Source organism: Kitasatospora sp. NPDC098652 (assembly GCF_044760155.1).
Lineage (GTDB): Bacteria > Actinomycetota > Actinomycetes > Streptomycetales > Streptomycetaceae > Kitasatospora.
Genome location: NZ_JBIWAQ010000038.1, coordinates 21,384 through 44,325, shown reverse-complemented (window position 1 = coordinate 44,325; position 22,942 = coordinate 21,384). Strand labels below are relative to the sequence as shown.

The window sequence follows — 22,942 nt, the reverse complement described above, 5'->3', positions numbered from 1 at the left end:
GGACGCTTCCTTCGGACCGCCTTCCAGCGGGCCCTCCGGGCGCTTCGTTCTTTCGTGTTTCCAGCTTATCAGATGTTTTCCGCTCCGTTTTCCGGAGTTTCATTCATCCGATTAGGCTTTTGCCTTTCGGCGCTCCCGAACTCTACCAGAGTTTCTCGGTCCGTTTTCCCGGTAGTTCTCGAATTCGCATTCGCATTCGAGGACTTCCTTGGGGCTCGTCCCGTGGGGCAACCCGGAGAACATTACGCACCGGGTCGCCCCACGTCAAACCGGCCTCAGCGGGGCCGGACGAGGGTCTGGAGCGGGGCTCAGACCTCGACGACGACCGGCAGGATCATCGGCCGGCGGCGGTAGTTGTCCGCGACCCACTTGCCGATGGTCCGGCGGACGAGCTGCTGCACCTGGCGGGGCTCCAGCACGCCGTCGCTCGCCGAACGGTCCAGGGCCTCCTGGAGCTTGGCGATGACCGGCACGAAGGCGTTGTCGTCGATGCCGGAGCCGCGGGCCTGGATGGTCGGGCCACCGACCATCTTGCCGTTGGTCGTGTCGACCGCGACGAAGACCGAGATGAAGCCCTCCTCGCCGAGGATCCTGCGGTCCTTGAGCGAGGCCTCGGTGATGTCGCCGACCGAGGCGCCGTCCACGTAGACGTAGCCGGCCCGGACCTTGCCGACGATCCGGGCGACGCCCTTCTCCAGGTCGACGCAGACGCCGTCCTCGGCGATGACCACGCGGTTGCGCGGCACGCCGGTCGCGATGCCCAGCTCGGCAGCGGCCCGCAGGTGGCGCCACTCGCCGTGGACCGGCATCAGGTTGCGCGGCTTGCAGATGTTGAAGAAGTACAGCAGCTCGCCGGCCGAGGCGTGGCCGGAGACGTGCACCTTGGCGTTGCCCTTGTGCACGACCTTGGCGCCCCAGCGGGTCAGGCCGTTGATCACGCGGTAGACGGCGTTCTCGTTGCCCGGGATGAGCGAGGACGCCAGGACGACGGTGTCGCCCTCGACGATGCGGATCTGGTGGTCGCGGTTGGCCATCCGGGACAGTGCCGCCATCGGCTCGCCCTGGGAGCCGGTGCAGATCAGCACGACCTCCTTGTCCGGCAGGTCGTCGAGCTGCTTGACGTCGACGATCATGTTGCCGGGAACCTTGAGGTACCCGAGGTCGCGGGCGATGCCCATGTTGCGGACCATCGAGCGGCCGACGAAGGCGACCTTGCGCTTGTACTCGTGCGCGGCGTCCAGCACCTGCTGGATGCGGTGCACGTGGCTGGCGAAGGAGGCGACGATGATGCGCTTGTCGGCGTTCGCGAAAACGTTTCGCAGCGCGGCCGAGATGTCGCGCTCGTGCGGGATGAAGCCGGGGACCTCGGCGTTGGTGGAGTCCACCAGCAGCAGGTCCATGCCCTCCTCCGCCAGCTTGGCGAAGGTCGGCAGGTCGGTGAGGCGGCCGTCCAGCGGCAGCTGGTCCATCTTGAAGTCACCGGTGGCCACGACCATGCCGGCGGGGGTGCGGACCGCCACGGCGAGGGCGTCCGGGATGGAGTGGTTGACCGCGATGAACTCGCAGTCGAAGGGGCCGATGCGCTCGCGCTCGCCCTCCTTGACCTCCAGCACGTACGGCCGGATGCGGTGCTCGGCGAGCTTGGCCTCGATCAGGGCGAGGGTCAGCTTGGAGCCGATCAGCGGGATGTCCGGGTTCTCCCGCAGGAGGAACGGGACGGCGCCGATGTGGTCCTCGTGGCCGTGGGTGAGGACGATGCCGTCGACCTTGTCGAGGCGGTCCCGGATGTAGCTGAAGTCCGGGAGGATCAGGTCCACGCCGGGCTGCTCGTCCTCGGGGAAGAGGACGCCGCAGTCGATGATCAGGATGCGGTCGCCGTACTCGAGGACCGTCATGTTGCGGCCGATCTCGCCGAGGCCGCCGAGCGGAGTGATGCGGAGGGCGCCCTCCTTGAGGGCCGGGGGCGCGCCGAGTTCGGGGTGCGGGTGGCTCAAAAGACTCTCCTCACGACGCACGCCATATGCCCGGGGTCCTCCCCCTGGAGACATATGGCGTGCGTACTCAGTGTCGTTCTTCCTACTGGGTCTGTGCTCTCGCGCCTTCGGTCCGGTCCAGCGGCGGACCCGGTCGGGTCCGGCGAGCCGGGGCGCGCACGTCTGTGTCTGCTACAGGTGTACCCCGCCGGAGGCGAGATCCTGCTTCAATCGGTCGATCTCCTCGGGCGTCGCGCCGACCAGGGGCAGGCGCAGCGGCCCGGCGGGCAGGCCCTGGAGGTCCAGCGCGGCCTTCGTGAGGATCACGCCCTGGGTGCGGAACATACCGGTGAACACCGGCAGCAGGCCCTGGTGGACGGCGGTGGCCTTGGCCACATCGCCGGCCAGGTAGGCCTCGATCATCGCCTTCAACTCACCGGCGACCACGTGCCCGACGACGCTGACCACGCCGACGGCCCCGACGGACAGCAGCGGCAGGTTGAGGATGTCGTCGCCGGAGTACCAGGCGAGATCGGAGCGGGCGATCGCCCAGGCCGCGGCGCCGAGGTCGCCCTTGGCGTCCTTGTTGGCGACGATCCGCGGGTGCTCGCCGAGCCGGACCAGGGTCTCGTGGCTCAGCGCGACACCGCTGCGGCCCGGGATGTCGTACGTCATGACCCTCAGGCCGGTGGCGTCGGCGACCTGCGTGAAGTGCCGATACAGGCCCTCCTGCGGGGGCTTGTTGTAGTACGGCGTGACGACCAGCAGGCCGTGCGCCCCGGCCGCCTCCGCCTGGCGGGCCAGCTCGACGCTGTGGTGGGTGTCGTTGGTGCCGACCCCGGCCACCACGTGGGCACGGTCCCCGACCGCCTCCACCACGGCGCGGACGAGCTGGGCCTTCTCGGCGTCGCTGGTGGTCGGGGACTCACCGGTGGTGCCGTTGACGACGAGGCCGTCGTTCCCGGAGTCGACGAGGTGCGTGGCGAGGCGCTGGGCGCCGTCGAGGTCGAGCGCGCCGTCGGCGGTGAACGGGGTGACCATCGCGGTCAGCACCCGGCCGAACGGCGTCTGGGGGGTGGAGGTCGGAGCCATGCGTCCAAAGCTACTCGTAGGCGGTGGGGCGGTACCCATGCCGGTCCAGGGTTCGGACAGGCGCGCAGGCCAGGAGGCGGGGGAATGGGATCCCGGTGCTGCCCGCTCGGGGGTTCGGGCAGCACCGGGATCCGTGGTCACGAATGTAGGGAGCGGCTAGAAAAGCCGCAATCCAGACATGCCCGACACTCTGCCCATATGCCTGTCGTCCCAGGTCAGGGCGCGACCCGGCCGTGCTTCTCGAAGGCCGCATGGGTGAGCGGCATGAGCTGCGCCCACTGCTCCTCCATCTGCTCCGCGACCATCTCGATCTCGCGCTGCGGGAAGGACGGCACCGCCGAGTTCTCCCGCCGGGTGCGCAGCGAGAGGAAGTGCATCAGCGAGCGCGCGTTGCAGGTCGCGTACATCGAGGAGAACAGGCCGACCGGCAGCACCGCCCGGGCCACCTCGCGGGCCACGCCGGCCGCCAGCATCTCCTGGTAGCGGGCGTAGGACTCGCGGTACGCGGCCTCCATCGAGTCCGTGACGGTCTCGTGCTGCTCCTGCGTGCCGTCGACGAACTCGTAGCGGCCCGGGCGGCCCTGCTGGACGAGCTTGCGGTCCTCGGCCGGCACGTAGAACACCGGCTGGAGCTCGCGGTAGCGGCCGGACTCCTCGTTGTACGAGTTGTGGACGACGATGCCGTTGGCGAGGAAGTTGTGCCAGGGCCCCTCGACGGCGAGGTCGTAGGTCATCTCCTCGCCGTCCTCGGCGATGGCCGTGACCAGGTCCGCCTTGGCCAGTGCGACCTTTCCGCCCCGCTGGGCCAGGGCCTGCTCGTCCGCGCTCTTGGCCGTGTGGCAGTCCTCGCAGGCGGGCGCGAGGTTCTTCTCGTCGAGGGCCTTGCCGAGGTCGAGCGCCACCGGGACGACGTGGTCCAGTTCCAGCGCCTCGCGGGGGAAGGTGCGGGAGCACAGGTAGCAGATGTCCAGCTCATCGATGAGCCGGTTCCGCTGCATTGACGTCCAGACGCCGATGCCCCGGCGCAGGCTCGGCGGCACCAGGGCCTCCGACGGGCGGGGGGCGGTACCGCCGGTCATGACCGAATCGCCGACCGCCAGTTCCCCCGCCTTGCGCCAGCCGTCCGGGGTGAGGATCGCGTGGTCCTTGCTGCACCGCAGCTGCTTGCCGCTCGCGGTCGTCAGCTTGATGAGCCGCTTGACGCCGGATTCCATCACGTCGACGATCTGCGCACGCCCGGCCAGCAGCGTCCGCTCGTCGAAGCAGCGCACGTGGTTGCGCCGGACGGAGTCCAGCTTCCTCGTGCGCTTGCCTGGGTGCAGTTCGCGGAAGTCCGCGACGGCTGCCTCGGCCGCCTCGCGGCTCGCGTGCAGACCGAGGTGGTGCACCTCGCCCTTGTGCTTGACCTGGGCCCGCCACTTCCCGGACTTCTCGTGCCAGGTCACGCCGCCCTTGGCAGTCGGCTCCCGGTCCTCGACGCCCACGTGCCAGAGCCGGTGGAGCTCCGCGATGCTCCGGCGCTTGAGCGAGCCGTCCTTGCCCTGGAGAGTGACCTCGGTGTCGCCCGCGAGGCACCAGCCGCTGCGGTGCCGGTGGAACTCGCGGAACACGAAGATCGGCGCGCTGATGAAGAAGGTCATCGAGTTGTGCTCGAACGGCGTGCCGTGCCGGTCGCGCATCAGGAAGTTGATCAGGCCCTTGGACTTCTCCGGGTCCTGCTGGAGCGCCTCCAGGGACTGCTCCCCCGCGGTCGACACCCGGGCCGACCAGATGACGTCCGAATCGGCGGCGGCGCTGCGGACCAGCTCCACCGTCACGTCGCTCCGGAAGCTGGGGGCCGTCGGTTCGTCGCTCACGCGTTACTCCTTGCGGGTTCGGTGCTGTGCAGCTTGATGGCGTGCTGCATGGTCTTGCGGGCGCGCGGGGTGTCGCCGGCGTCTGCGTACGCCACGGCGAGCCGGAACCAGACGCGCCAGTCGCCCGGTGCGGCCTCCGCCTCGGTCCGGCGGCGGGTGAACACCGCGTCGGCCGAGGCCCGGTCGATCCGCCCGCCGCTGGTGCGCTCCAGCTCGTCCACCGGCAGGCCGCCCTCGGCCTCCAGCTCGCGGGCGAGCTGCTCGCTGGCCCGGCCGAAGCGGACGGTCTGGCGCAGGAACCAGATGCCGATCACCGGGATCACGAAGGCGCAGAGGCCGATACCGATGCCGAGCGGCTTTCCGGTGGCGACCAGCTGGACGCCCTCCCCCACGCAGAGGAGGGCGACCAGCAGCAGCACGCCGGACAGGACGAAGAAACCGGTACGGGAGGTCATTCCGCGCTCCTGGAGGTCGACACGGTCACAGGTCCAGGAAGTGTTCGAGGCCGAAGGTCAGCCCCGGGGTCTCGACGACCTTGCGCACGCCCAGCAGGATGCCCGGCATGAAGCTGCTGTGGTGCAGCGAGTCGTGCCGGATGGTGAGCGTCTCGCCGGTGTCGCCGAACATCACCTGCTGGTGGGCGAGCAGGCCGCGCAGCCGTACGGCGTGCACCGGGACCCCGTCCACGTCGGCGCCGCGCGCGCCGGGCAGGCTGTGGGTGGTGGGGTCCTGCTGCTTCGGGCGGCCGGCCTCGGCGCGGGCGGCGGCGATCAGCTGGGCGGTGCGGGTGGCGGTGCCGCTGGGGGCGTCGGCCTTGCGGTCGTGGTGGAGTTCGACCACCTCGACCGACTCGAAGTACTTCGCCGCCAGCTGGGAGAACTTCATGCCGAGGATGGCGCCGATGGAGAAGTTGGGCGCGATCAGCAGCCCGAGGCCAGGGGCCTCGGAGAGCCAGCCCTCGACGGTGGCCAGCCGCTCGTCCGTCCAGCCGGTGGTGCCGGTGACCACGTGGATGCCGTGGTGGAGGCAGTAGTCGAGGTTGCCCATCACCGAGTCCGGGTGGGTGAGTTCGACGGCGACCTGGGCGCCGGAGCGGGTCAGCTCCTCCAGGTCGGAGCCACGGCCGAGGGTGGCGACCAGCTCCATGTCCGGCGCGGCCTCCACCGCCTTGACCGCCTCGGAGCCGATCCGTCCCTTGGCGCCGATCACGGCGACACGCAGCGTCATTGCGATAGTCCTCTCTGCGGAACCCAGCGGAAGAGTCAGACGAGCAGATCGGCGAGCTTGGCGGCCCGCTTGTCGTTGACCGGGCCGATCAGCGCCAGCGACGGCCGGTACGCGCCCAGCACATCACGGGCGACGGCGTGGACGTCCTCCAGGGTCACCGCCGCGATCCGCTCCAGCATGTCGTCCACCGACAGGTGGTGACCGTAGCTGAGTTCGGCCTTGCCGATGCGGTTCATCAGCGAGCCGGTGTCCTCCATGCCGAGCACGGTGGAGCCGGAGATCTGGCCGATCGCGCGCTGCAGTTCCTCCTCGGTGATGCCGTCGGCGACCACCTTGGCGAGCTCCTCGCGGCAGATCCGCAGCACCTCCTCGACCCGCTTGGGCTGGCAGCCGGCGTAGATGCCGAACAGGCCGCTGTCCGCGTAGGAGGAGGAGTACGAGTAGACGGAGTAGGCCAGGCCGCGCTTCTCCCGGACCTCCTGGAACAGCCGGGAGCTCATCCCACCGCCCAGGGCCGCGTTGAGCACGCCCATCGCCCAGCGGCGCTCGTCGTGCCGGGGCACGCCGGGCACGCCCAGCACCAGGTGGGCCTGCTCGGTGGAGCGGTTGAGCACCTCGACCTTGCCGGCCGTGCGCAGCGCCTTGACACCGCGGCGGGCCTCGGCGGGCGCCGCGGTGGAGCGGGCCAGCACCGGGGCGAAGGCCTCCTGCACCTGCTTGACGACCTTGCGGTGGTCGAGGTTGCCGGCCGCGGCGACGACCAGGTTCTCCGGGCGGTAGCGGCGGTGGTAGAAGCCGGCGACCTGGTCCCGGGTGAGGGCCTTGATGGTCTCCTGGGTGCCGAGGATCGGGCGGCCGAGCGGGCCGTTTCCGAAGATCACCTTGGCGAACAGGTCGTGGACGACGTCACCCGGGTCGTCCTCGGCCATCGCCATCTCCTCGAGGATGACGCCGCGTTCGGCGTCGACGTCCTCGGCGCGGATCAGCGAGCCGGTGAGCATGTCGCAGACCACGTCGATGGCCAGCGGCAGGTCGGTGTCCAGGACCCGGGCGTAGTAGCAGGTGTTCTCCTTCGCGGTGAAGGCGTTCATCTCGCCGCCGACCGCGTCCAGGGCCGCCGAGATGTCCAGCGCGCTGCGCCGCTCGGTGCCCTTGAAGAGCAGGTGCTCCAGGTAGTGGGTGGCGCCGTTGAGCTGCGGGGTCTCGTCCCGCGAGCCGACGCCGACCCAGATGCCGAAGGTCGCGGAGCGCACCGTCGGCAGGGTCTCGGTGACGACCCGCAGGCCGCCGGGGAGGACGGTGCGGCGCACCGTGCCGGCGCCGTCGACGCCCTTGAGCAGGGTCCGGGTGGAGCCGGGACGCTGCTTTACCGCCGGGGCCTGGGCCACGGGGGGTACCTCCAGAGGAAACGCACGTGGAATTGGCACGTACGGACGAACGCGTGGACAACAGGGTGCGGCCCGCACGCCGGGAGGCGTACGGGCCGCAAGGATCAGCTAGCGGCGCTTCACTCGGAAGCGGCCTCGCCGCCTTCCTCGCCCTCGATGACCGGGATCAGGGAGAGCTTGCCGCGCGGGTCGATCTCGGCGATCTCGACCTGCACCTTGGCGCCGACGCCGAGGACGTCCTCGACGTTCTCGACGCGCTTGCCGCCGGCCAGCTTGCGGATCTGCGAGATGTGCAGCAGGCCGTCCTTGCCCGGCATGAGCGACACGAACGCGCCGAACGTCGTGGTCTTGACCACGGTGCCCAGGTAGCGCTCGCCGACCTCCGGCATGGTCGGGTTGGCGATCTGGTTGATCGTGGTGCGGGCGGCCTCGGCGGCCGGGCCGTCGGCGGCACCGATGTAGATGGTGCCGTCGTCCTCGATCGTGATCTCGGCGCCGGTGTCCTCCTGGATCTGGTTGATCATCTTGCCCTTGGGGCCGATGACCTCACCGATCTTGTCCACCGGGATCTTGATGGTGATGATGCGCGGCGCGTTCGGGGACATCTCGTCGGGCGAGTCGATGGCCTCGTTCATCACGTCGAGGATGTGCAGGCGGGCGTCGCGGGCCTGCTTGAGCGCGGCGGCCAGCACGGAGGCCGGGATGCCGTTCAGCTTGGTGTCGAGCTGCAGCGCGGTGATGAAGTTGCGGGTACCGGCGACCTTGAAGTCCATGTCGCCGTACGCGTCCTCGGCACCGAGGATGTCGGTCAGCGCGACGTAGTGGGTCTCGCCGTCGATCTCCTGGGAGATCAGGCCCATGGCGATGCCGGCGACGGCGGCCTTGAGCGGCACACCGGCGTTCAGCAGCGACATGGTCGAGGCGCAGACCGAGCCCATCGAGGTGGAGCCGTTGGAGCCGAGCGCCTCGGAGACCTGGCGGATGGCGTACGGGAACTCCTCGCGGGTCGGCAGGACCGGGAGGATGGCGCGCTCGGCGAGGGCGCCGTGGCCGATCTCGCGGCGCTTGGGCGAGCCCACGCGGCCGGTCTCGCCGACCGAGTACGGCGGGAAGTTGTAGTTGTGCATGTAGCGGCGACGCGTCTCCGGGGAGAGCGTGTCGAGCTGCTGCTCCATCCGGAGCATGTTCAGCGTGGTGACACCCAGGATCTGGGTCTCGCCGCGCTCGAACAGGGCCGAGCCGTGGACGCGCGGGATGGCCTCGACCTCGGCGGCCAGGGTGCGGATGTCGGTGACACCGCGGCCGTCGATGCGGACCTTGTCCTTGATGACGCGCTCGCGGACGATCTTCTTGGTCAGCGCGTTGTAGGCGGCGCTGATCTCCTTCTCGCGACCCTCGAACTCGGGGAGCAGCTTCTCGGCGGCGACCGCCTTGACGCGGTCCAGCTCGGCGTTGCGCTCCTGCTTGCCCGGGATGGTGAGGGCCTTGGCCAGCTCGTCCTTGACGGCGGCGGTCAGCGCGGCCAGGACGTCGTCCTGGTAGTCCAGGAAGACCGGGAACTCGGCGGTCGGCTTGGCGGCCTGGGCGGCCAGCTGAGCCTGCGCGGCGCACAGCACCTTGATGAAGGGCTTGGCGGCGTCGAGGCCGGCGGCCACGACCTCCTCGGTCGGCGCCTCGGCGCCGCCCTCGACCAGCTTGATGGTCTTGTCGGTGGCCTCGGCCTCGACCATCATGATCGCGACGTCGCCGTCCGGCAGGACGCGACCGGCGACGACCATGTCGAAGACGGCCGACTCCAGCTCGCTGTGGGTCGGGAAGGCGACCCACTGGCCCTTGATCAGCGCGACGCGGACGCCACCGATCGGGCCGGAGAACGGCAGGCCCGCCAGCTGGGTGGAGGCGGAGGCGGCGTTGATCGCGACCACGTCGTACAGGTGGTCGGGGTTGAGCGCCATGATGGTGCAGACGACCTGGACCTCGTTGCGCAGGCCCTTGACGAAGGACGGGCGCAGCGGGCGGTCGATCAGGCGGCAGGTCAGGATCGCGTCCTCGGACGGGCGACCCTCGCGACGGAAGAACGAGCCGGGGATGCGGCCGGCGGCGTACATCCGCTCCTCGACGTCCACGGTCAGCGGGAAGAAGTCGAAGTGCTCCTTCGGCTGCTTGGACGCGCTGGTGGCCGACAGCACCATGGTGTCGTCGTCCAGGTAGGCCACGGCGGAGCCGGCGGCCTGACGGGCCAGACGGCCGGTCTCGAAGCGGATGGTACGGGTGCCGAAGGAACCGTTGTCGATCACGGCTTCGGCGTAGAACACGTTCTCTTCCACCTGGAAGATCTCCTCTTTCGTACGTTCTCCGGGAGAGCGTCCCCGCGCACTGCCTCGGGCTGGCCCTGGGGCCCTCCTGCCAGGAGGGCGGCAGTCGGGCCGGTCTTCGATCGAAGCCTCCGGGGTGCCCCGCTCGTCGGGCGGGGGTTCCGGGGGCCACTACCGAGGACCGGCGCCTCACGGCTGCCGGGCCGGGACGGGCGGTCCGCGTCTGGACGCTCTCTCGGATGCGGGCGGCTTCCGTTTGAAGCCTTCGTCCCGCGGGGGGGTTCGGGCTTGCTGCCCGGGTGGCGCTCCTGCGCCATCACCCGGCATGCCCACAACCCTACGGTGCAATCCTCGGCCACCTGGGGAGGTGCGCGCGAGTTGTTATGTCAGGGTGCCGCGTTCGAACCGCCGCGGCATACGCGCGAGGGGCGGCTCCCCGGTGTGGGGAGCCGCCCCCTGCGGCGGTCTTAGCGGGCGCCGCCGGCGGCACCGCGACGGATGCCCAGGCGGTCGACGAGCGTACGGAAACGCTCGATGTCCTTCTTGGCCAGGTACTGCAGGAGGCGGCGGCGCTGGCCGACCAGGATCAGCAGGCCACGACGCGAGTGGTGGTCGTGCTTGTGGAACTTGAGGTGCTCGGTCAGGTCCGAGATACGGCGGGAGAGCATGGCCACCTGGACCTCGGGGGAACCGGTGTCGCCCTCCTTCTGGCCGAACTCGGCGAAGATCTGCTTCTTGACGTCAGAGGCGAGAGCCACTGCAACTCCTTCAAGGTCTACCGAGCGGTCCTGGTCGACAGCACAGGACTCTGCGAGAACTCGGTGTCTCGAGCGTCGTCCGTGGTCGACGGCCCACGAAGGGGTGGACACACGGCTGCGCTCGAAGGCCAAGGGTACCAGTGCCGACCACCCGGCCGGTCGGCGGGTGGAAGGCGCCCGGCGGCAGGGGCCGGGCGCGGTCAGCCGGTGGCGCCGCGGACCAGCCGGTAGACGTTCAGCACGGCGAGCGCCAGCGGGACCAGCGAGATCAGGGTGAGGCTGTCCACCAGGTCCAGGATGCGTCCCCAGAACGGGGAGACACCGAGCCGGGGCACCACCAGGGCGATCGCGGTGAGCAGCGCGGCCCCGAAGGCGACCGAGGCGGCCAGCCAGATGGTGCGCAGGTCGAGCTCGGTGCTGGAGCCGGCCGCGCGCAGGACGAACTGCGGGGTGTGCAGGGACAGCCCGACGATCAGCAGGCACAGGCCGAGCAGGCCGGCCACGGTGAGGCTGAGGACCTGCGCGGTGTAGCGGAACAGCCGGGCGCGCAGCATGGCGGCGATGCCGAGGGCGAGGGCGAGCAGTTCGGGGAAGGTCCGGTCGGTGAAGGAGAGGACGGCGCAGGCGCCGACCACGACCGCGGCGCAGCCGCCGACCAGGCCGACCAGCACCTCGTGGCCGCGGCGGGCCTGGTGGGCGATCCGCTCGTACTGGACGGCCTCGGCGCGCTCGGCCTCCTCGTCGTAGTCGCGGCTGCGGGTGCGGGTCTGGCCGGGGGCGCTGAATCCGACCGGCAGCCGGGCGAAGCGGGCGGAGAGGCTGGGCAGGAAGCCGATCGCGGCGACGGCGGCGACACCGGTGACGGCGGCGATGTTCCCGGCCGGGGTGTCGGGCATCAGGACGGCGGCGAAGGTGGCGAGCGCGCCGGCGGTGGCGACGAAGGCGGCGGCGACGAACACCGCGTCCTTGTCCGGGAGGAGTCCGGCGAGCAGCACGGCGATCACCAGGACGGTGACGCAGCCGGTGAGGAACTGGAGCCGGCCGGGGCCGTCCCACGGGTGGGCGACGGCGATGATGCCGCTGCCGGCGATCATGGCGTGCGGCAGGGCGCCGAGGCCGAGCGCGACGGCGGCGTGGGCGTCCTGGTAGACCCGGGCGCGCACCCCGGCGAGCGCGGTGAGCACCACGGCGGCGACGCCGGCCAGCACGCCGGGCAGGCTGTGCATGTCGTGGCGCAGGTCGGAGAACCAGAGCGCGAAGCCGAGCAGCGTGAGCAGCACCCCGGCGCCGATCAGGCCGAAGCCGCGCATGAGGTCGACGGTCCAGAACCGGCGGTCGGCCTCGACGGCGCTGGCGATGGCGTCGGCGACGTCGTCGTAGACGGCGGGCGGCAGCGACTCGGCGAAGGGGCGCAGCGCCAGCAGGTCGCCGTCGCGGACCTGCTGGGCGGCCAGGGACAGGCTGCTGTCGAGGACGGTGCCGTCGCGGCGGACCAGGTGGAAGCCGGTGGGGGTGCCGTCGGGCTGGCTCTGGTTGGCCAGCCGCAGCACCTCGGGGTAGACGTCGGCGAGGGCGACGTCCTCGGGCAGGGCGACGTCGATCCGGCGGTCCGGGGCGACGACGGTCACCCGGCAGTAGCCAGTAGCGGCCGACGTGCTCATGGCCCCACCTCGATCATTCGACGCACTTGACGCTCCCCCTGTGTGGACGGTGCCGCGGCACGGTGGCGCGCGGGGTGGCTGTGGAACCGGCCCGGCCGGGCCGCGAGTTGGCGCGGCGTTACCCTACCCGCTCGGTTCGTGCCCGGTGCCGCTGCGGGGTGCGGCCCCCGTCGGCGCGGGCACGCCCCTATGTAGGATCGGCGCCTGCGCCAGGTGGTACGGGGGCTGCGCTGTGTGGGGCGTCCTCAGCCACGGGAATCCCGTACCGGGCCGAGCGCAGTCGCGTGAGGGCTGATGCCGAAGTGATCGATCGACGCCGCGGGGTGGGTGACGCATGGGTGTGATCATGGTCAAGCGACCGGCCAGGGCCTACCCGCCGACGGTGCCGGACGAGCCGGTGGAGCTGGTCAGTCCGCCGGAGCTGCCCCGGCAGGGCGGCGAGGACTGGCTGATGAGCGTCCTGCCGATGCTCGGCATGGGCGGTTCGGCGGTGTTCTTCTTCTCGCCGGGTGCGGCCGCGCCAATGAAGATCATGGGCGGTCTGATGATCGTCTCGACGGTCGGCATGGTGCTGGCCCAGATCGTGCGGGCCCGCCGGGGCGGCTCGACCGCGATGGCGGACGAGCGGCGCGACTACCTCAAGTACCTCCAGCAGACCCGCCGCCAGGTGCGCCGCACGGCGGAGAGCCAGCGCGGCGCGCTGCTGTTCCTGAACCCGGCGCCGGACCAGCTCTGGTCGATCGTCGAGGACGGCCGCCGGCTGTGGGAGCGGCGGACGGCGGACGGCGACTTCGCGCAGATCCGGGTCGGCCTCGGGCCGGTGCAGCTGTCCACCCCGCTGGTGGCGCCGCAGACCGCGCCGATGGACGAGCTGGAGCCGCTGTCGGCGGCCGCGATGCACTCGTTCCTCAAGGCGCACGGCACCCTCCAGGACCTGCCGCTGGCGGTCTCACTGCGGGCCTTCTACCACATCACGGTGTGCGGGGACCCGGACTCGGTGTACGGGAACGTGCGCGCGATGATCGCCCAGCTGACCACCCTGCACTCCCCGGACGACCTGCTGGTCGCGGTCGCCGCGGCACCCGGCGCGGCCGAGGAGTGGGACTGGACCAAGTGGCTCCCGCACAACCAGCACCGCAAGGAGAGCGACGGCGCGGGCTCGCGCCGGCTGAGCGCCACCGACCTGGGCGAGCTGGAGTACCTGCTGCAGGACGAGCTGGCCGGCCGCCAGCGCTTCGTCCGGGACGCGGCGCCCGCCGCGGACCAGCCGCACCTGGTGGTGATCATGGACGGCGCCGGGGTCCCGCACGACTCGGTGCTGGCCGGCCCCGAGGGCGTGCAGGGGGTGACCGTCATCGAGGTCGTCCCGGGCGAGGTGGACGAGCCGAGCGGGCACCTGATGGTGACGGTCAACCCGCAGGAGCTGGTACTGCGTTCGGCCTCCGGGGCGACGTACAGCGGCAAGCCGGACCTGCTCTCGCTGTGGCAGTCCGAGGCGCTGGCGCGGCAGTTGGCGCCGTACCGGGCCTCGGCCGGCGGGGACGACGAGCCGCTGCTGTCCAACCTGGACTTCACCGACATGATGAACTCGGGCGACCCGGGCTCCTTCGACGTGGCCCGCAGCTGGCGCCCGCGCGCCCAGCACGAGCGGATGCGGGTGCCGATCGGCGTCGGCGCGAACGGCGAGCACGTCTACCTGGACATCAAGGAGGCCGCGCTGGAGGGCATGGGCCCGCACGGCCTGTGCGTGGGCGCGACCGGTTCCGGCAAGTCGGAGCTGCTGCGCACCCTGGTGCTGGCGCTGGCGATGACCCACTCCTCGGAGACGCTGAACTTCGTGCTCGCCGACTTCAAGGGCGGCGCGACCTTCCTCGGCATGGCGGACATGCCGCACACCTCCGCGGTGATCACCAACCTGGAGGGCGAGCTCACCCTGGTCGACCGCATGCGCGACGCGATCGAGGGCGAGCTGCACCGCCGCCAGGAGCTGCTGCACCGCTCCGGCAACTACGCCAACATCCACGAGTACGAGCGGGCCCGGGCGGCCGGCGCGGCCCTGGACCCGCTGCCCTCGCTGGTGCTGATCATCGACGAGTTCTCCGAACTCCTCACCGCCAAGCCCGACTTCATCGAGATGTTCATCCAGATCGGCCGGATCGGCCGCTCCCTGGGCGTGCACCTGCTGCTGGCCTCGCAGCGCCTGGAGGAGGGCAAGCTGCGCGGCCTGGACACCTACCTCTCGTACCGGATCGGTCTGCGCACCTTCTCTGCGGCCGAGTCGCGGGCGGCGATCGGCGTGCCGGACGCGTACCACCTGCCGCCGGTGCCGGGCGTCGGCTACCTGAAGTTCGGCGAGGACGTGATGGACCGGTTCAAGGCCGCGTACGTCTCCGGGCCCTACCGGGCGCCGGGGCAGCAGCGGTCCACCGGCGGCCGGCGGGTGAACGCCCGGCCGGTGGAGTTCACCTCGGCCTTCGTGGACCTGCCGCCCGCCCCGGTGGAGGAGGAGGCGCCGCAGGTCCAGGAGCAGGACGACGCACTGGTGGACACCGTGCTGGACGTCTTCGTCCAGCGGATGTCCGGCCAGGGCCCGGCCGCCCACCAGGTGTGGCTGCCGCCGCTGGAGGAGGCTCCGAGCCTGGACCACCTGCTGCCGCCGCTGCAGCTCGTCCCGGACCGCGGGCTGACCGCGCCCGGCTACCCGGGCGGGCGGCTGCGCGCGCCGATCGGCATCGTGGACAAGCCGCGCGAGCAGAAGACCGACATCCTGGAGGTCGACTTCTCCGGGGCGGCCGGCCACGGCCTGGTCGTCGGCGGCCCGCGCTCGGGCAAGTCGACCGTGATGCGCGGCATGACGGCGGCCTTCGGCCTCACCCACACCCCGCGCGAGGTGCAGTTCTACCTGCTGGACTTCGGTGCGGGCAGCTTCCAGTCGCTGCTCGGGCTGCCGCACGTCGGCGGGGTCGCGGGCCGGCTGGACGTGGACAAGGTCCGCCGGATGGTCTCCGAGGTGCACGCGGTGCTGAACCGGCGCGAGGAGCTGTTCCGGGCGACCGGGATCGACACCATCGCGACCTACCGGGCCCGCCGGGCCGCCGGGCAGCTGCCCGACGAGGCCTTCGGCGACGTCTTCCTGATGATCGACGGCTGGAACACCTTCAAGCAGGAGTTCGAGGGGCTGGAGCCGGTGATCGGCGACATCGCCCAGCGCGGCCTCGGCTACGGCGTCCACCTGGTGATCACCGCCGCCCGGTACGCGGAGGTCCGCCCCGCGCTCAAGGACCTGCTGCAGAACCGCATCGAGCTCAAGCTCGGCGACGCGATGGAGTCCGAGGTCGACCGCCGGGTGGCGCAGAACGTGCCCCCGCTGGCCGGGCGCGGGATCACCGCGGAACGGCTGCACTTCCTGAGCGGCCTGCCGCGACTGGACGGCTCCTCCTCGGTGGACGACCTCCAGGACGGCGTGGCCGGACTGGTCGCCGCGGTCGACGGGGCCTGGGCCGGCCCGCGCGCCCCGCAGGTGCGGATGCTGCCGGCCGTCCTGGACGGGACCTCGCTACCGAAGGGCTTCGAGCACCCGGAGCGCGGCCTGTGCTTCGGCGTGGACGAGGCCGAGCTGGCGCCGGTGTTCGTCAACTTCGAGACCGACCCGCTGTTCATCGTGTTCGGCGACACCGAGTCCGGGAAGTCCGCGCTGCTGCGGATGCTGATCAAGCAGATCACCGAGCGCTACACCCCGGACCAGGCGGGCATCGTGGTCGGCGACTACCGGCGCGCCCTGCTGGGCACCGTCCCGTCGGAGTACCTGGTGGAGTACGCGGCCGCGCAGCCGGCCATGACCGCCATCGTGGACATGCTGCGCGGGGCCTGCGCCCGCCGCCTGCCCGGCCCGGACGTGACCGCCGAACAGCTGCGCAACCGCAGCTGGTACACCGGCAAGGACATGTTCGTGATCGTCGACGACTACGAGCTGGTCGCCACCGGCTCGGGCAACCCGCTGGCACCGCTGGCCGAGTTCCTGCCGTTCGCCCGGGACATCGGCCTGCGGGTGATCGTGGCCCGCAGCGCGGGCGGCGCCGGGCGCTCGCTGTACGAGCCGGTGATGCAGCGGATGCGCGAGCTGGGCGGGCAGGGCGTCATCCTCTCCGGCAACCGGGACGAGGGCGCACTGCTGGGGACGGTCAAGCCGCAGGCGCTGCCGCCGGGCCGCGGGGTGTACGTGTCACGCCGTGCGACCAACGGGCAGATGGTCCAGACGGGCTGGCTGCCGGTGCAGTAACGGTGCAGTGACCGTGCGGCGACGGCGTATTGACCGGGCACGGCACCAGCCCGTCCGCTACGGACAGTGAGCGAAGGGGTCGGACTCTGCGGAGTCCGGCCCCTTCGGCGTCCCACGTGCTGAAACGTTACCTAGATCTTTCCGGGTCGGGGCTGCGGTTCCCGTACCCACCTGGGCAGTTGCCGAGCGGCCGGGTGACACCTGGCGTGCCGTCGTACGACCGAGCCACGGCCTTTGAATGGTGGCCCGCAACACTCTGTTCACCTTTGATTCATGCCCGATGTTGCCAAAGTAACAAGTCGGACAAACGACGCCATGACCCTAAGTGATCATCGGATCGCATGCTTATGCCTTTCACCGCAACGGATTCCGAAGCAGTTCCGGCGTTGACGCAATCAATACGCCCAAGGTTCCATGGCGGCCCGGGAGCGACCGGACCAGACCCGAGCAACGAGCCAGCGGAGGCGATACCGCTCCCGTCCCAGGACCGAACAGAGCCGATCGGAATCCACATGACCGACACGCTTCGCCCGCCACAGAACGTAGCCGCCACGGCGGACGGCGCGGCCGCACCCCAGCAGCTCAAGCGCTCGATCGGCGTCGTGGGCGGCACCCTGCTCACGCTGTCCTGCGTCACCCCCGCGTCGACGCTCTTCGTGATCGTGCCGGAACTGTTCTCCAGCATCGGCAGCGCCACCGCCCTGGCCATCGCCATCGGCTCCGTGCTCTGCATCGCGGTCGCGTTCTGCTACTCCGAGCTCGGCACCCTGATCCCCAGCGCCGGCGGCGAGTACGCGATGGTCGGCACCCTGGCCGGACGGCTCGCGGGCTGGCTGGTCTTCATCCAGTCGCTCATCGTGGTGATGATCGTCCCCTCGGTCATCGCCCTCGGCACCGCCGACTACCTGGCGCCCGTCCTGCACGTCGACAAGCCGATCGCCGGCGCCGCCGTGATGCTGGCCGCCACCCTGGCCGGTCTGCTCGACCTGCGCGCCAACGCCTGGATCACCGGCATCTTCCTGGTCCTGGAGGTCATCGCGGCCGGCGTGGTCTCGGTGCTCGGCTTCGCCCACACCAACGCGTCCCACCCCAGCCTGCTGCACGGCCTGGTCTCCACCGACGGCGGCGCCGCCAGCCCCGTCGGCATCGGCGCCATCATCGGCGCCCTCGGCATCGCGCTGTTCGCCACCCAGGGCTTCTCCACCGCCGTCTACCTCTCCGAGGAGCTGGAGAACCCCCGCCGCACCGTCTCCCGCACCGTGCTGTGGACCCTCGGCCTCTCCAGCGCCATCATCCTGATCCCGGTCGCCGCCATCACCCTGGGCGCCCCCGACCTGCAGACCCTGACCTCCGGCAACATCTCCGGCATGGTCACCGCCTGGAGCAACTCCGCCGTCGGCACCTTCATCAGCCTCTGCATCGCGCTGGCGATCATCAACGCCGGCATCGTCATGGTCATCCAGAACTCCCGGGTGCTGTTCGCCTCCGCCCGCGACAAGGCCTGGCCCGAGCCCGTCAACAAGGCCTTCGGCACCCTCGGCCGCTTCGGCTCCCCCTGGATCGCCACCCTCGCGGTCGGCCTGCCCGGCGCGGCGCTCTGCTTCGTCAAGGGCGAGCTCCTCAGCAACATCACCGGCGTCGCCGTCACCGCGATGTACCTGCTGGTCGCCATCGCCTCGCTGCTCTCCCGCCGCGGCCACCACAAGCACGCCGCCGCCTGGCGGATGCCGCTGTGGCCCGCCGTCCCGGTGCTGCTGATCGTCGTCCTGGTGTACGTGATGACCCAGCTGGACGCCGAACCGCTGCTGTGGACCGGCGGCATCACCGCCGTCGCCACCCTCTACTGGCTGTTCTACCTGCGCCCCCGGCAGGACACCCGCTGGGTGATCAGCCTCCCCGAGGACCAGCAGGGCTGACCCGCCCCCCCCCCACCCCCCCCCCCCCCCCCCCCCCCCGCGGGGCCCCCCCCCCCCCCCCACCCCCCCCCCCCCCCCCCCCGGGGGGGCCCCGGGCCCCCCCCCCCGCCCGGGGCCACCGCCATGTCCGCACCGCCTGCGCTACTTCCTCAGCTTCCACACCGGGGCGGCGGCGATCGTCTGCATCTGGTCGTCGGTCAGCACCGGGGCCTTGCGGGTCGCCGGGCTGGTCTGGGTGCCGCTGTTGAACGAGCTGATCACCACCCGCAGGCCGTCCGGGTGCAGGGTGTCGACGGTCCACATGCCCACGCCCGGCTTGTCGCTCCCATGGCGGACGACCACCTTGGTGCCGTCCGGCAGCGTCCTGGCGTCGCCGAACAACGAGTCCCCCCGGTCACCGCTCCAGTCCTGCACGTTGAGCTGCACCATCGACTTGCCCTTGCCGTCGTCGAGCACGAAGTTGGCGTAGCCGAAGCCGCTGCCCATGGCCTCCGTCTCGGTCAGCCCGCTCGGCAGCAGTGCGGCGACGTTCTGCAGGATCTCCTGCCCGCTGTACTCCCTGGAGGTGTCGCGCACCGGGACCGGCTTCGGCTCCGGGATCGCGGCGATCACCGGGTCCCAGGACTTGTCGGTGACGATCGCCCTGAGCTGGTCTGGCGACAGCGGCGGGGTCGGCCGGCTGTCCGGCGCGCCCTTCTCGGCCGGGGAGTTCCACTCCGACAGCTCGACCTGCCGGCCGTCCTGGCCGATCAGCTTGGCGTTCCACCACTTGGTGGTGGCCCGCTTGTCCGGGTACTCGTAGCCCTGGAGCACGGTCAGCGAACCGCCGCCCGGCACACTCGTGCTGGTGCAGGCGTCGTACGGGACCAGCTTCTTGTCCGGGCAGGCATTCTGCGCCCGGTTGGGGTCGTTCGGCGCCAGCCGGGTGAGCGAGATGCCCATCGCGGCCTTGCCCTTGCCGTCGTCGAACAGCAGGGTGGCGCCCGCGTTGCCGCCGCCGCCCGGCTTGCCGGCCGCCGGCTCGGTGCCGGTGCCCTTGCCGTCGGTGACCTGGCCCTTGGGCAGCAGGGCCTGGAAGGCGGCCAGCACCTCGTCGCCGCTGACCGCCTTCGGGGTGGGCGTACCCGTCGAAGCCGGGGTCAGAGCGGCGCTCGTGCCCGTACTCCCGGACGCGGCCCCGGTGGAGGCGGCCGCCAGCGTGGCCGTACCGGAGGGCGAGCCGGACCCGGTCAGGTACACCGCTCCGGTGCCCACCAGGGCCAGCGCGGCGGCGCCGCCCACCACCGCGGCGGCCGAACGGCTGCGCCAGCGGCGGCGGCCGCGCTGGTACCCGCCCGCGACCATCCCGGCCTGGTCGGCCTGCTCGGGGCGGAAGGCCTCACCGGTACGGGTGAGGGCGTAGAGGAGATCGTCTTCGAACTTGTCCTGCTCGGGCATGGCGGATCACCGTCTCCTTGCGTCGCGGAAGTGCCGGGGAAATGGGGGGCGTCGGCGGGGCGTGCCGGTGGGTGCGGCGTAGCGATGGGTGTGACGTACCGACGGGTGTGCCGGTGCGCGGGGTGTGCCGGTGGGCGGGGTGTGCCGGTGGGCGGCCCGTTTCAGCGGGCCGAGAGCTCGGCCAGCGAGTCGGCGAGCAGGGTGCGCAGCCGGGCCAGCGCCCGGGTGGTCCTGGTACGGACCGCGCCGGAGGAGAGCCGCAGCACCTCGGCGGTCTGCTCGACACTGCGGTCCTCCCAGTAGCGCAGCACCAGCACGGCCCGGTCCGCGGCGGACATCCGCCCCAGCGCGTCCAGCAGGGTCAGCCGCAGACTGCTGTCCGCGTCCGGCCCGACCGCCTCCGGCAACGCCTCGGTCGGGCGCTCGCCGCTGGAGCGGCGGCGCTGCTGGGCGAGGAAGGTGCGCACCATCACGGTGTGGGTGTAGGCCGCCGGGTTGTCGATCCGGTGGCGGCCGCCGGTGAAGGCGCTGCGCCGCCAGAGCACGTACATCCGGCTGAGGGCCTCCTGCACGAGGTCCTCGGCGTAGTGGGTGTCGCCGCTGGTGAGCAGACAGGCCGAGCGGTACAGGTGCCCGGTGCGACTGGAGACCAGTTCCAGGAACTCGGCGTCCTTGGCCTCCCGGCCGCCCCCGATCCACCCCATGTGCCCGTCGCTCCCCCGCGTCCGTGTGCCCCGCCGACACTTGATGGATGCGGTGAACCGGCCCCGGTGTTACGGGTGTTCCGCAGGATCTTTTCCGGACCGCGCAGGGGCGCGCGGGCGGGCGGGTCAGTCGGCGGAGCCGCGGCGCCGGTCGCGCAGCACGACGCCGCCGCCGATCAGCAGGGCGACCAGCAGCGCGCCGACGCCGACCACATAGGTGGCGGTACGGCCGTCGCGGTCGGCCTGGGTCTCGCCGAGGCCGACCGGGGCCGGCACGATCGGGGCCGCGGCCAGCTTCACGGGGGCGTCCTGGGCGGGTTCGGACGGCGGGTCCTCCGGCGCCGTGGTGACGGCCTTCACCGGGTCCACCACGCCCCAGCCGATGAACCGGTTCGGGCCGCGCTCGGTGCGCTGGGCGGTCTGCTCGATCCAGGCCCGCACCTGGGCCGGCGTCCACTTCGGGTGCGCGCCGACCAGCAGCGCGGCGAGCCCGGCGACGTACGGGGCGGCGAAGCTGGTGCCGTTGTCCACGCACTGGCCGCCGCCGGGCACCGTGGAGAGCATCTCGACGCCGGGCGCGGCGACCTTCACGAAGGAGCCGTACTGGGAGAACGGGGCGCGCTCGTTGTTGCGGTCGGAGGCGCCCACGGACAGCACGGTCGGGAAGGCGCCCGGGTAGGTGTCGCCCTCGTTGCCGTCGTTGCCGCTGGAGGCGACCACCACGACCTTGTTCTGCTCGGCCCGCTCGATCGCGGCCTTCAACTCCTGGTAGCCGCCGAACCGGGCGTCGCCCGCGCCGCGCACGTCCTGGGAGATGTTGATGACCCCGACGTGCCGGTCGACCGCGTCGTTGATGGCCTTGGTCAAGGTGGAGACGTCGCCGTTGCCCGCGCTGTCGTTCTGCCGGATCGCGTAGATCCTGGCGTCGGGGGCCAGTCCGACGAAGCCGGTCCGGTCGCTGCGGCTCGCGGCGATGATGCCGGCCACCTTGGTGCCGTGGCCGACCGTGTCGGTCAGCGAGGTTCCGTCGACGGCCTTGTTGCTCTGCTTGTCGATCAGCAGGCTCGGGCCCGCGTCCACCTTGCCGTGCAGTTGCAGGTTGGTGTCGTCCACCCCGGTGTCGATGACGGCGACCGATACGCCGTTGCCGGTGGTCGCCCCGCCCTGCCAGAGCTGGTCGAGCAGTATCCGCTGCAGCGACCACGGCACGGTCGGCACGTCGGGCGCGGGCCGCGGGCAGTCACCGGCGGCGGCCAGTCCGGGCCCGCCGTCCGCGTGCGCGGGGGCGGCCAGCGGGCCGCCCAGCACCGTGAGCGCGGCCAGCGCCGCGGCCGTCCTGCGGAACCCGCGTCCGGACACCCTGCCACCCCTCATGTTCGCCACCCCGTGCCGAGCCGCGCGCCGAAGGGCGGGCGCCCGGATCCCGGGCGCCCGCCCCTGTCGTTCCCGTCCGGGAACGGTCGGTCGACCGCTACTGCCAGAGACCGGCGTTCTTCTTCTCGGTCGCGTTGTAGCTCTGCGCGGCGCTCTCCAGCGAACCGGAGATCTTGGCGCAGGTGTCCTTGAGGTTCTGGGCGGCGGAGTCCCACTTGGCCTGCTGGGCGTTGTAGCCCTGCTGGGCCTGGCCCTGCCAGCCCTGGGAGATCTTGGTGACCTCCTTGCGCAGCTCGGACAGCATGCTCTCGATCTTGTTGGCCGAGTTCTGCACGTCCTGCGACGCCTGGTGGAGGGTCTGGAAGTTGACGAGGATGTGGTCGGTCACAATGTCTCCCTTGACGAGGATGCGGAGCACCCGGCGCTCAGCCGCGGGCGCCCCGTCGAACGGACGGTCGGAACAGAGTGCTGGTCAGCTCTTCGACGCTCAGCCCTGCGGGCCGAACAGCGCCTTCTGCTCCTCTTCCGCGCTCGCGTAGTGCTTGGTGGTCAGCTCGATCGCGTGCTTGATCGCGGTCAGCGACTTGCGCAGCTCGTCGACGTCCGTGTTGACCTGGTTCTGCAGCACCTTGTAGGCGTCCGCCGCCTGGCCCTTCCAGCCACTGGTGATGTTGTCGACCGTGGTCTGGAGCGCCTTGCGCTCCGCCTCGATCTGGCCGATGGCCGTCTCGATCTTCCCGGCGAAGTCCATCATCTCCTGCGCGGTCACCGTGAACTGGCCGTCACTCATGCTCCACCATCCCCCATGAGACAAACATTGTGTGTACGTAGGGCCCCCCGGGGCCCCGCCGTCGCATCACCCGTCGTGATGTCCAGCAGCACTGTAGTCGGCACACGCAACTCACCCAACATCGAGCGCCCACTAGTTACCAGACCATGACACTGGGGCCAATTCCGTTGCC

General features: G+C 71.2%; 15 protein-coding genes and 3 pseudogenes. 2 read left to right on the top strand and 16 right to left on the bottom strand.

Going from position 1 to position 22,942, the window contains the following annotated elements; genetic code table 11:
- Positions 1 to 308: 308 nt before the first annotated feature.
- From ACIQWA_RS39080 to eccD, 11 genes and pseudogenes are all read right to left on the bottom strand, one after another.
- Positions 309 to 1,994: a ribonuclease J gene (locus ACIQWA_RS39080; RefSeq protein ID WP_360243990.1), complete on the bottom strand. Its 1,686-nt coding sequence runs from the start codon at positions 1,992 to 1,994 to the stop codon at positions 309 to 311.
- A gap of 171 nt (positions 1,995 to 2,165) precedes the next feature.
- Positions 2,166 to 3,065: a 4-hydroxy-tetrahydrodipicolinate synthase gene (dapA, locus tag ACIQWA_RS39075; protein WP_402491421.1), complete on the bottom strand. Its 900-nt coding sequence runs from the start codon at positions 3,063 to 3,065 to the stop codon at positions 2,166 to 2,168.
- 215 nt (positions 3,066 to 3,280) lie between these two features.
- Positions 3,281 to 3,730: pseudogene (thyX, locus tag ACIQWA_RS39070) on the bottom strand (FAD-dependent thymidylate synthase); the annotation flags it as partial.
- Positions 3,731 to 3,733: 3 nt separating this feature from the next.
- Positions 3,734 to 4,336: pseudogene (locus ACIQWA_RS39065) on the bottom strand (HNH endonuclease); the annotation flags it as partial.
- A 303-nt stretch (positions 4,337 to 4,639) separates the two neighbouring features.
- Positions 4,640 to 4,921, bottom strand: a pseudogene (locus tag ACIQWA_RS39060) (FAD-dependent thymidylate synthase); the annotation flags it as partial.
- Entirely contained in the window at positions 4,918 to 5,376 is a 459-nt protein-coding gene (locus ACIQWA_RS39055; protein WP_360243999.1) for a tetratricopeptide repeat protein, read from the bottom strand. The pseudogene ACIQWA_RS39060 and the gene ACIQWA_RS39055, both read right to left, overlap by 4 nt.
- A 25-nt stretch (positions 5,377 to 5,401) precedes the next feature.
- Positions 5,402 to 6,148 (bottom strand): 4-hydroxy-tetrahydrodipicolinate reductase, encoded by a 747-nt coding sequence (dapB, locus tag ACIQWA_RS39050; protein WP_402491417.1) that lies wholly within the window; start codon positions 6,146 to 6,148, stop codon positions 5,402 to 5,404.
- Positions 6,149 to 6,183: 35 nt separating this feature from the next.
- Positions 6,184 to 7,536 (bottom strand): pitrilysin family protein, encoded by a 1,353-nt coding sequence (locus ACIQWA_RS39045; protein ID WP_360244005.1) that lies wholly within the window; start codon positions 7,534 to 7,536, stop codon positions 6,184 to 6,186.
- Positions 7,537 to 7,655: 119 nt separating this feature from the next.
- A complete protein-coding gene (locus tag ACIQWA_RS39040) occupies positions 7,656 to 9,863 on the bottom strand; it encodes a polyribonucleotide nucleotidyltransferase (RefSeq protein WP_360244008.1) in 2,208 nt (735 codons plus the stop codon).
- Between the two features lie 455 nt (positions 9,864 to 10,318).
- On the bottom strand, positions 10,319 to 10,609 hold the full coding sequence (gene rpsO, locus ACIQWA_RS39035) for a 30S ribosomal protein S15 (protein ID WP_188302791.1): 291 nt from the start codon (positions 10,607 to 10,609) through the stop codon (positions 10,319 to 10,321).
- Positions 10,610 to 10,809: 200 nt separating this feature from the next.
- A complete protein-coding gene (gene eccD / locus ACIQWA_RS39030) occupies positions 10,810 to 12,270 on the bottom strand; it encodes a type VII secretion integral membrane protein EccD (protein ID WP_402491413.1) in 1,461 nt (486 codons plus the stop codon).
- Between the two features lie 334 nt (positions 12,271 to 12,604).
- On the opposite strand from eccD, the gene eccCa reads away from it, so the two are divergent.
- Together eccCa and ACIQWA_RS39020 are read left to right on the top strand one after the other, a co-directional pair.
- Positions 12,605 to 16,549 carry a type VII secretion protein EccCa gene (gene eccCa, locus ACIQWA_RS39025; protein WP_402491410.1) on the top strand — a complete coding sequence of 1,315 codons (3,945 nt, stop codon included), beginning with the start codon at positions 12,605 to 12,607 and terminating at the stop codon, positions 16,547 to 16,549.
- 512 nt (positions 16,550 to 17,061) lie between these two features.
- Positions 17,062 to 18,465: an APC family permease gene (locus tag ACIQWA_RS39020; protein ID WP_402491407.1), complete on the top strand. Its 1,404-nt coding sequence runs from the start codon at positions 17,062 to 17,064 to the stop codon at positions 18,463 to 18,465.
- A 141-nt stretch (positions 18,466 to 18,606) separates the two neighbouring features.
- Here ACIQWA_RS39020 and ACIQWA_RS39015 read toward each other — a convergent pair whose 3' ends face one another.
- The 5 genes from ACIQWA_RS39015 to ACIQWA_RS38995 form a co-directional block, all read right to left on the bottom strand.
- A complete protein-coding gene (locus ACIQWA_RS39015; RefSeq protein WP_402491404.1) occupies positions 18,607 to 19,902 on the bottom strand; it encodes a hypothetical protein in 1,296 nt (431 codons plus the stop codon).
- A 161-nt stretch (positions 19,903 to 20,063) separates the two neighbouring features.
- Positions 20,064 to 20,606 (bottom strand): SigE family RNA polymerase sigma factor, encoded by a 543-nt coding sequence (locus ACIQWA_RS39010; protein ID WP_402491400.1) that lies wholly within the window; start codon positions 20,604 to 20,606, stop codon positions 20,064 to 20,066.
- Positions 20,607 to 20,732: 126 nt separating this feature from the next.
- Positions 20,733 to 21,965, bottom strand: coding sequence for a type VII secretion-associated serine protease mycosin (gene mycP, locus ACIQWA_RS39005; protein ID WP_402491397.1), 1,233 nt, complete (start codon positions 21,963 to 21,965; stop codon positions 20,733 to 20,735).
- A 112-nt stretch (positions 21,966 to 22,077) separates the two neighbouring features.
- Positions 22,078 to 22,368: a WXG100 family type VII secretion target gene (locus ACIQWA_RS39000; protein ID WP_360244029.1), complete on the bottom strand. Its 291-nt coding sequence runs from the start codon at positions 22,366 to 22,368 to the stop codon at positions 22,078 to 22,080.
- Positions 22,369 to 22,467: 99 nt separating this feature from the next.
- Positions 22,468 to 22,770, bottom strand: a complete 303-nt coding sequence (locus ACIQWA_RS38995) for a WXG100 family type VII secretion target (protein WP_360244032.1) — start codon at positions 22,768 to 22,770, stop codon at positions 22,468 to 22,470.
- Positions 22,771 to 22,942: the final 172 nt, after the last annotated feature.

Coding starts and splice junctions, on each gene's coding strand:
- dapA (WP_402491421.1), bottom strand. CDS start 3,065: ATGGCTCCGACCTCCACCCCCCAGACGCCGTTCGGCCGGGTGCTGACC.
- ACIQWA_RS39055 (WP_360243999.1), bottom strand. CDS start 5,376: ATGACCTCCCGTACCGGTTTCTTCGTCCTGTCCGGCGTGCTGCTGCTG.
- dapB (WP_402491417.1), bottom strand. CDS start 6,148: ATGACGCTGCGTGTCGCCGTGATCGGCGCCAAGGGACGGATCGGCTCC.
- eccD (WP_402491413.1), bottom strand. CDS start 12,270: ATGAGCACGTCGGCCGCTACTGGCTACTGCCGGGTGACCGTCGTCGCC.
- eccCa (WP_402491410.1), top strand. CDS start 12,605: ATGGGTGTGATCATGGTCAAGCGACCGGCCAGGGCCTACCCGCCGACG.
- ACIQWA_RS39020 (WP_402491407.1), top strand. CDS start 17,062: ATGACCGACACGCTTCGCCCGCCACAGAACGTAGCCGCCACGGCGGAC.
- ACIQWA_RS39015 (WP_402491404.1), bottom strand. CDS start 19,902: ATGCCCGAGCAGGACAAGTTCGAAGACGATCTCCTCTACGCCCTCACC.
- ACIQWA_RS39010 (WP_402491400.1), bottom strand. CDS start 20,606: ATGGGGTGGATCGGGGGCGGCCGGGAGGCCAAGGACGCCGAGTTCCTG.
- ACIQWA_RS38995 (WP_360244032.1), bottom strand. CDS start 22,770: ATGAGTGACGGCCAGTTCACGGTGACCGCGCAGGAGATGATGGACTTC.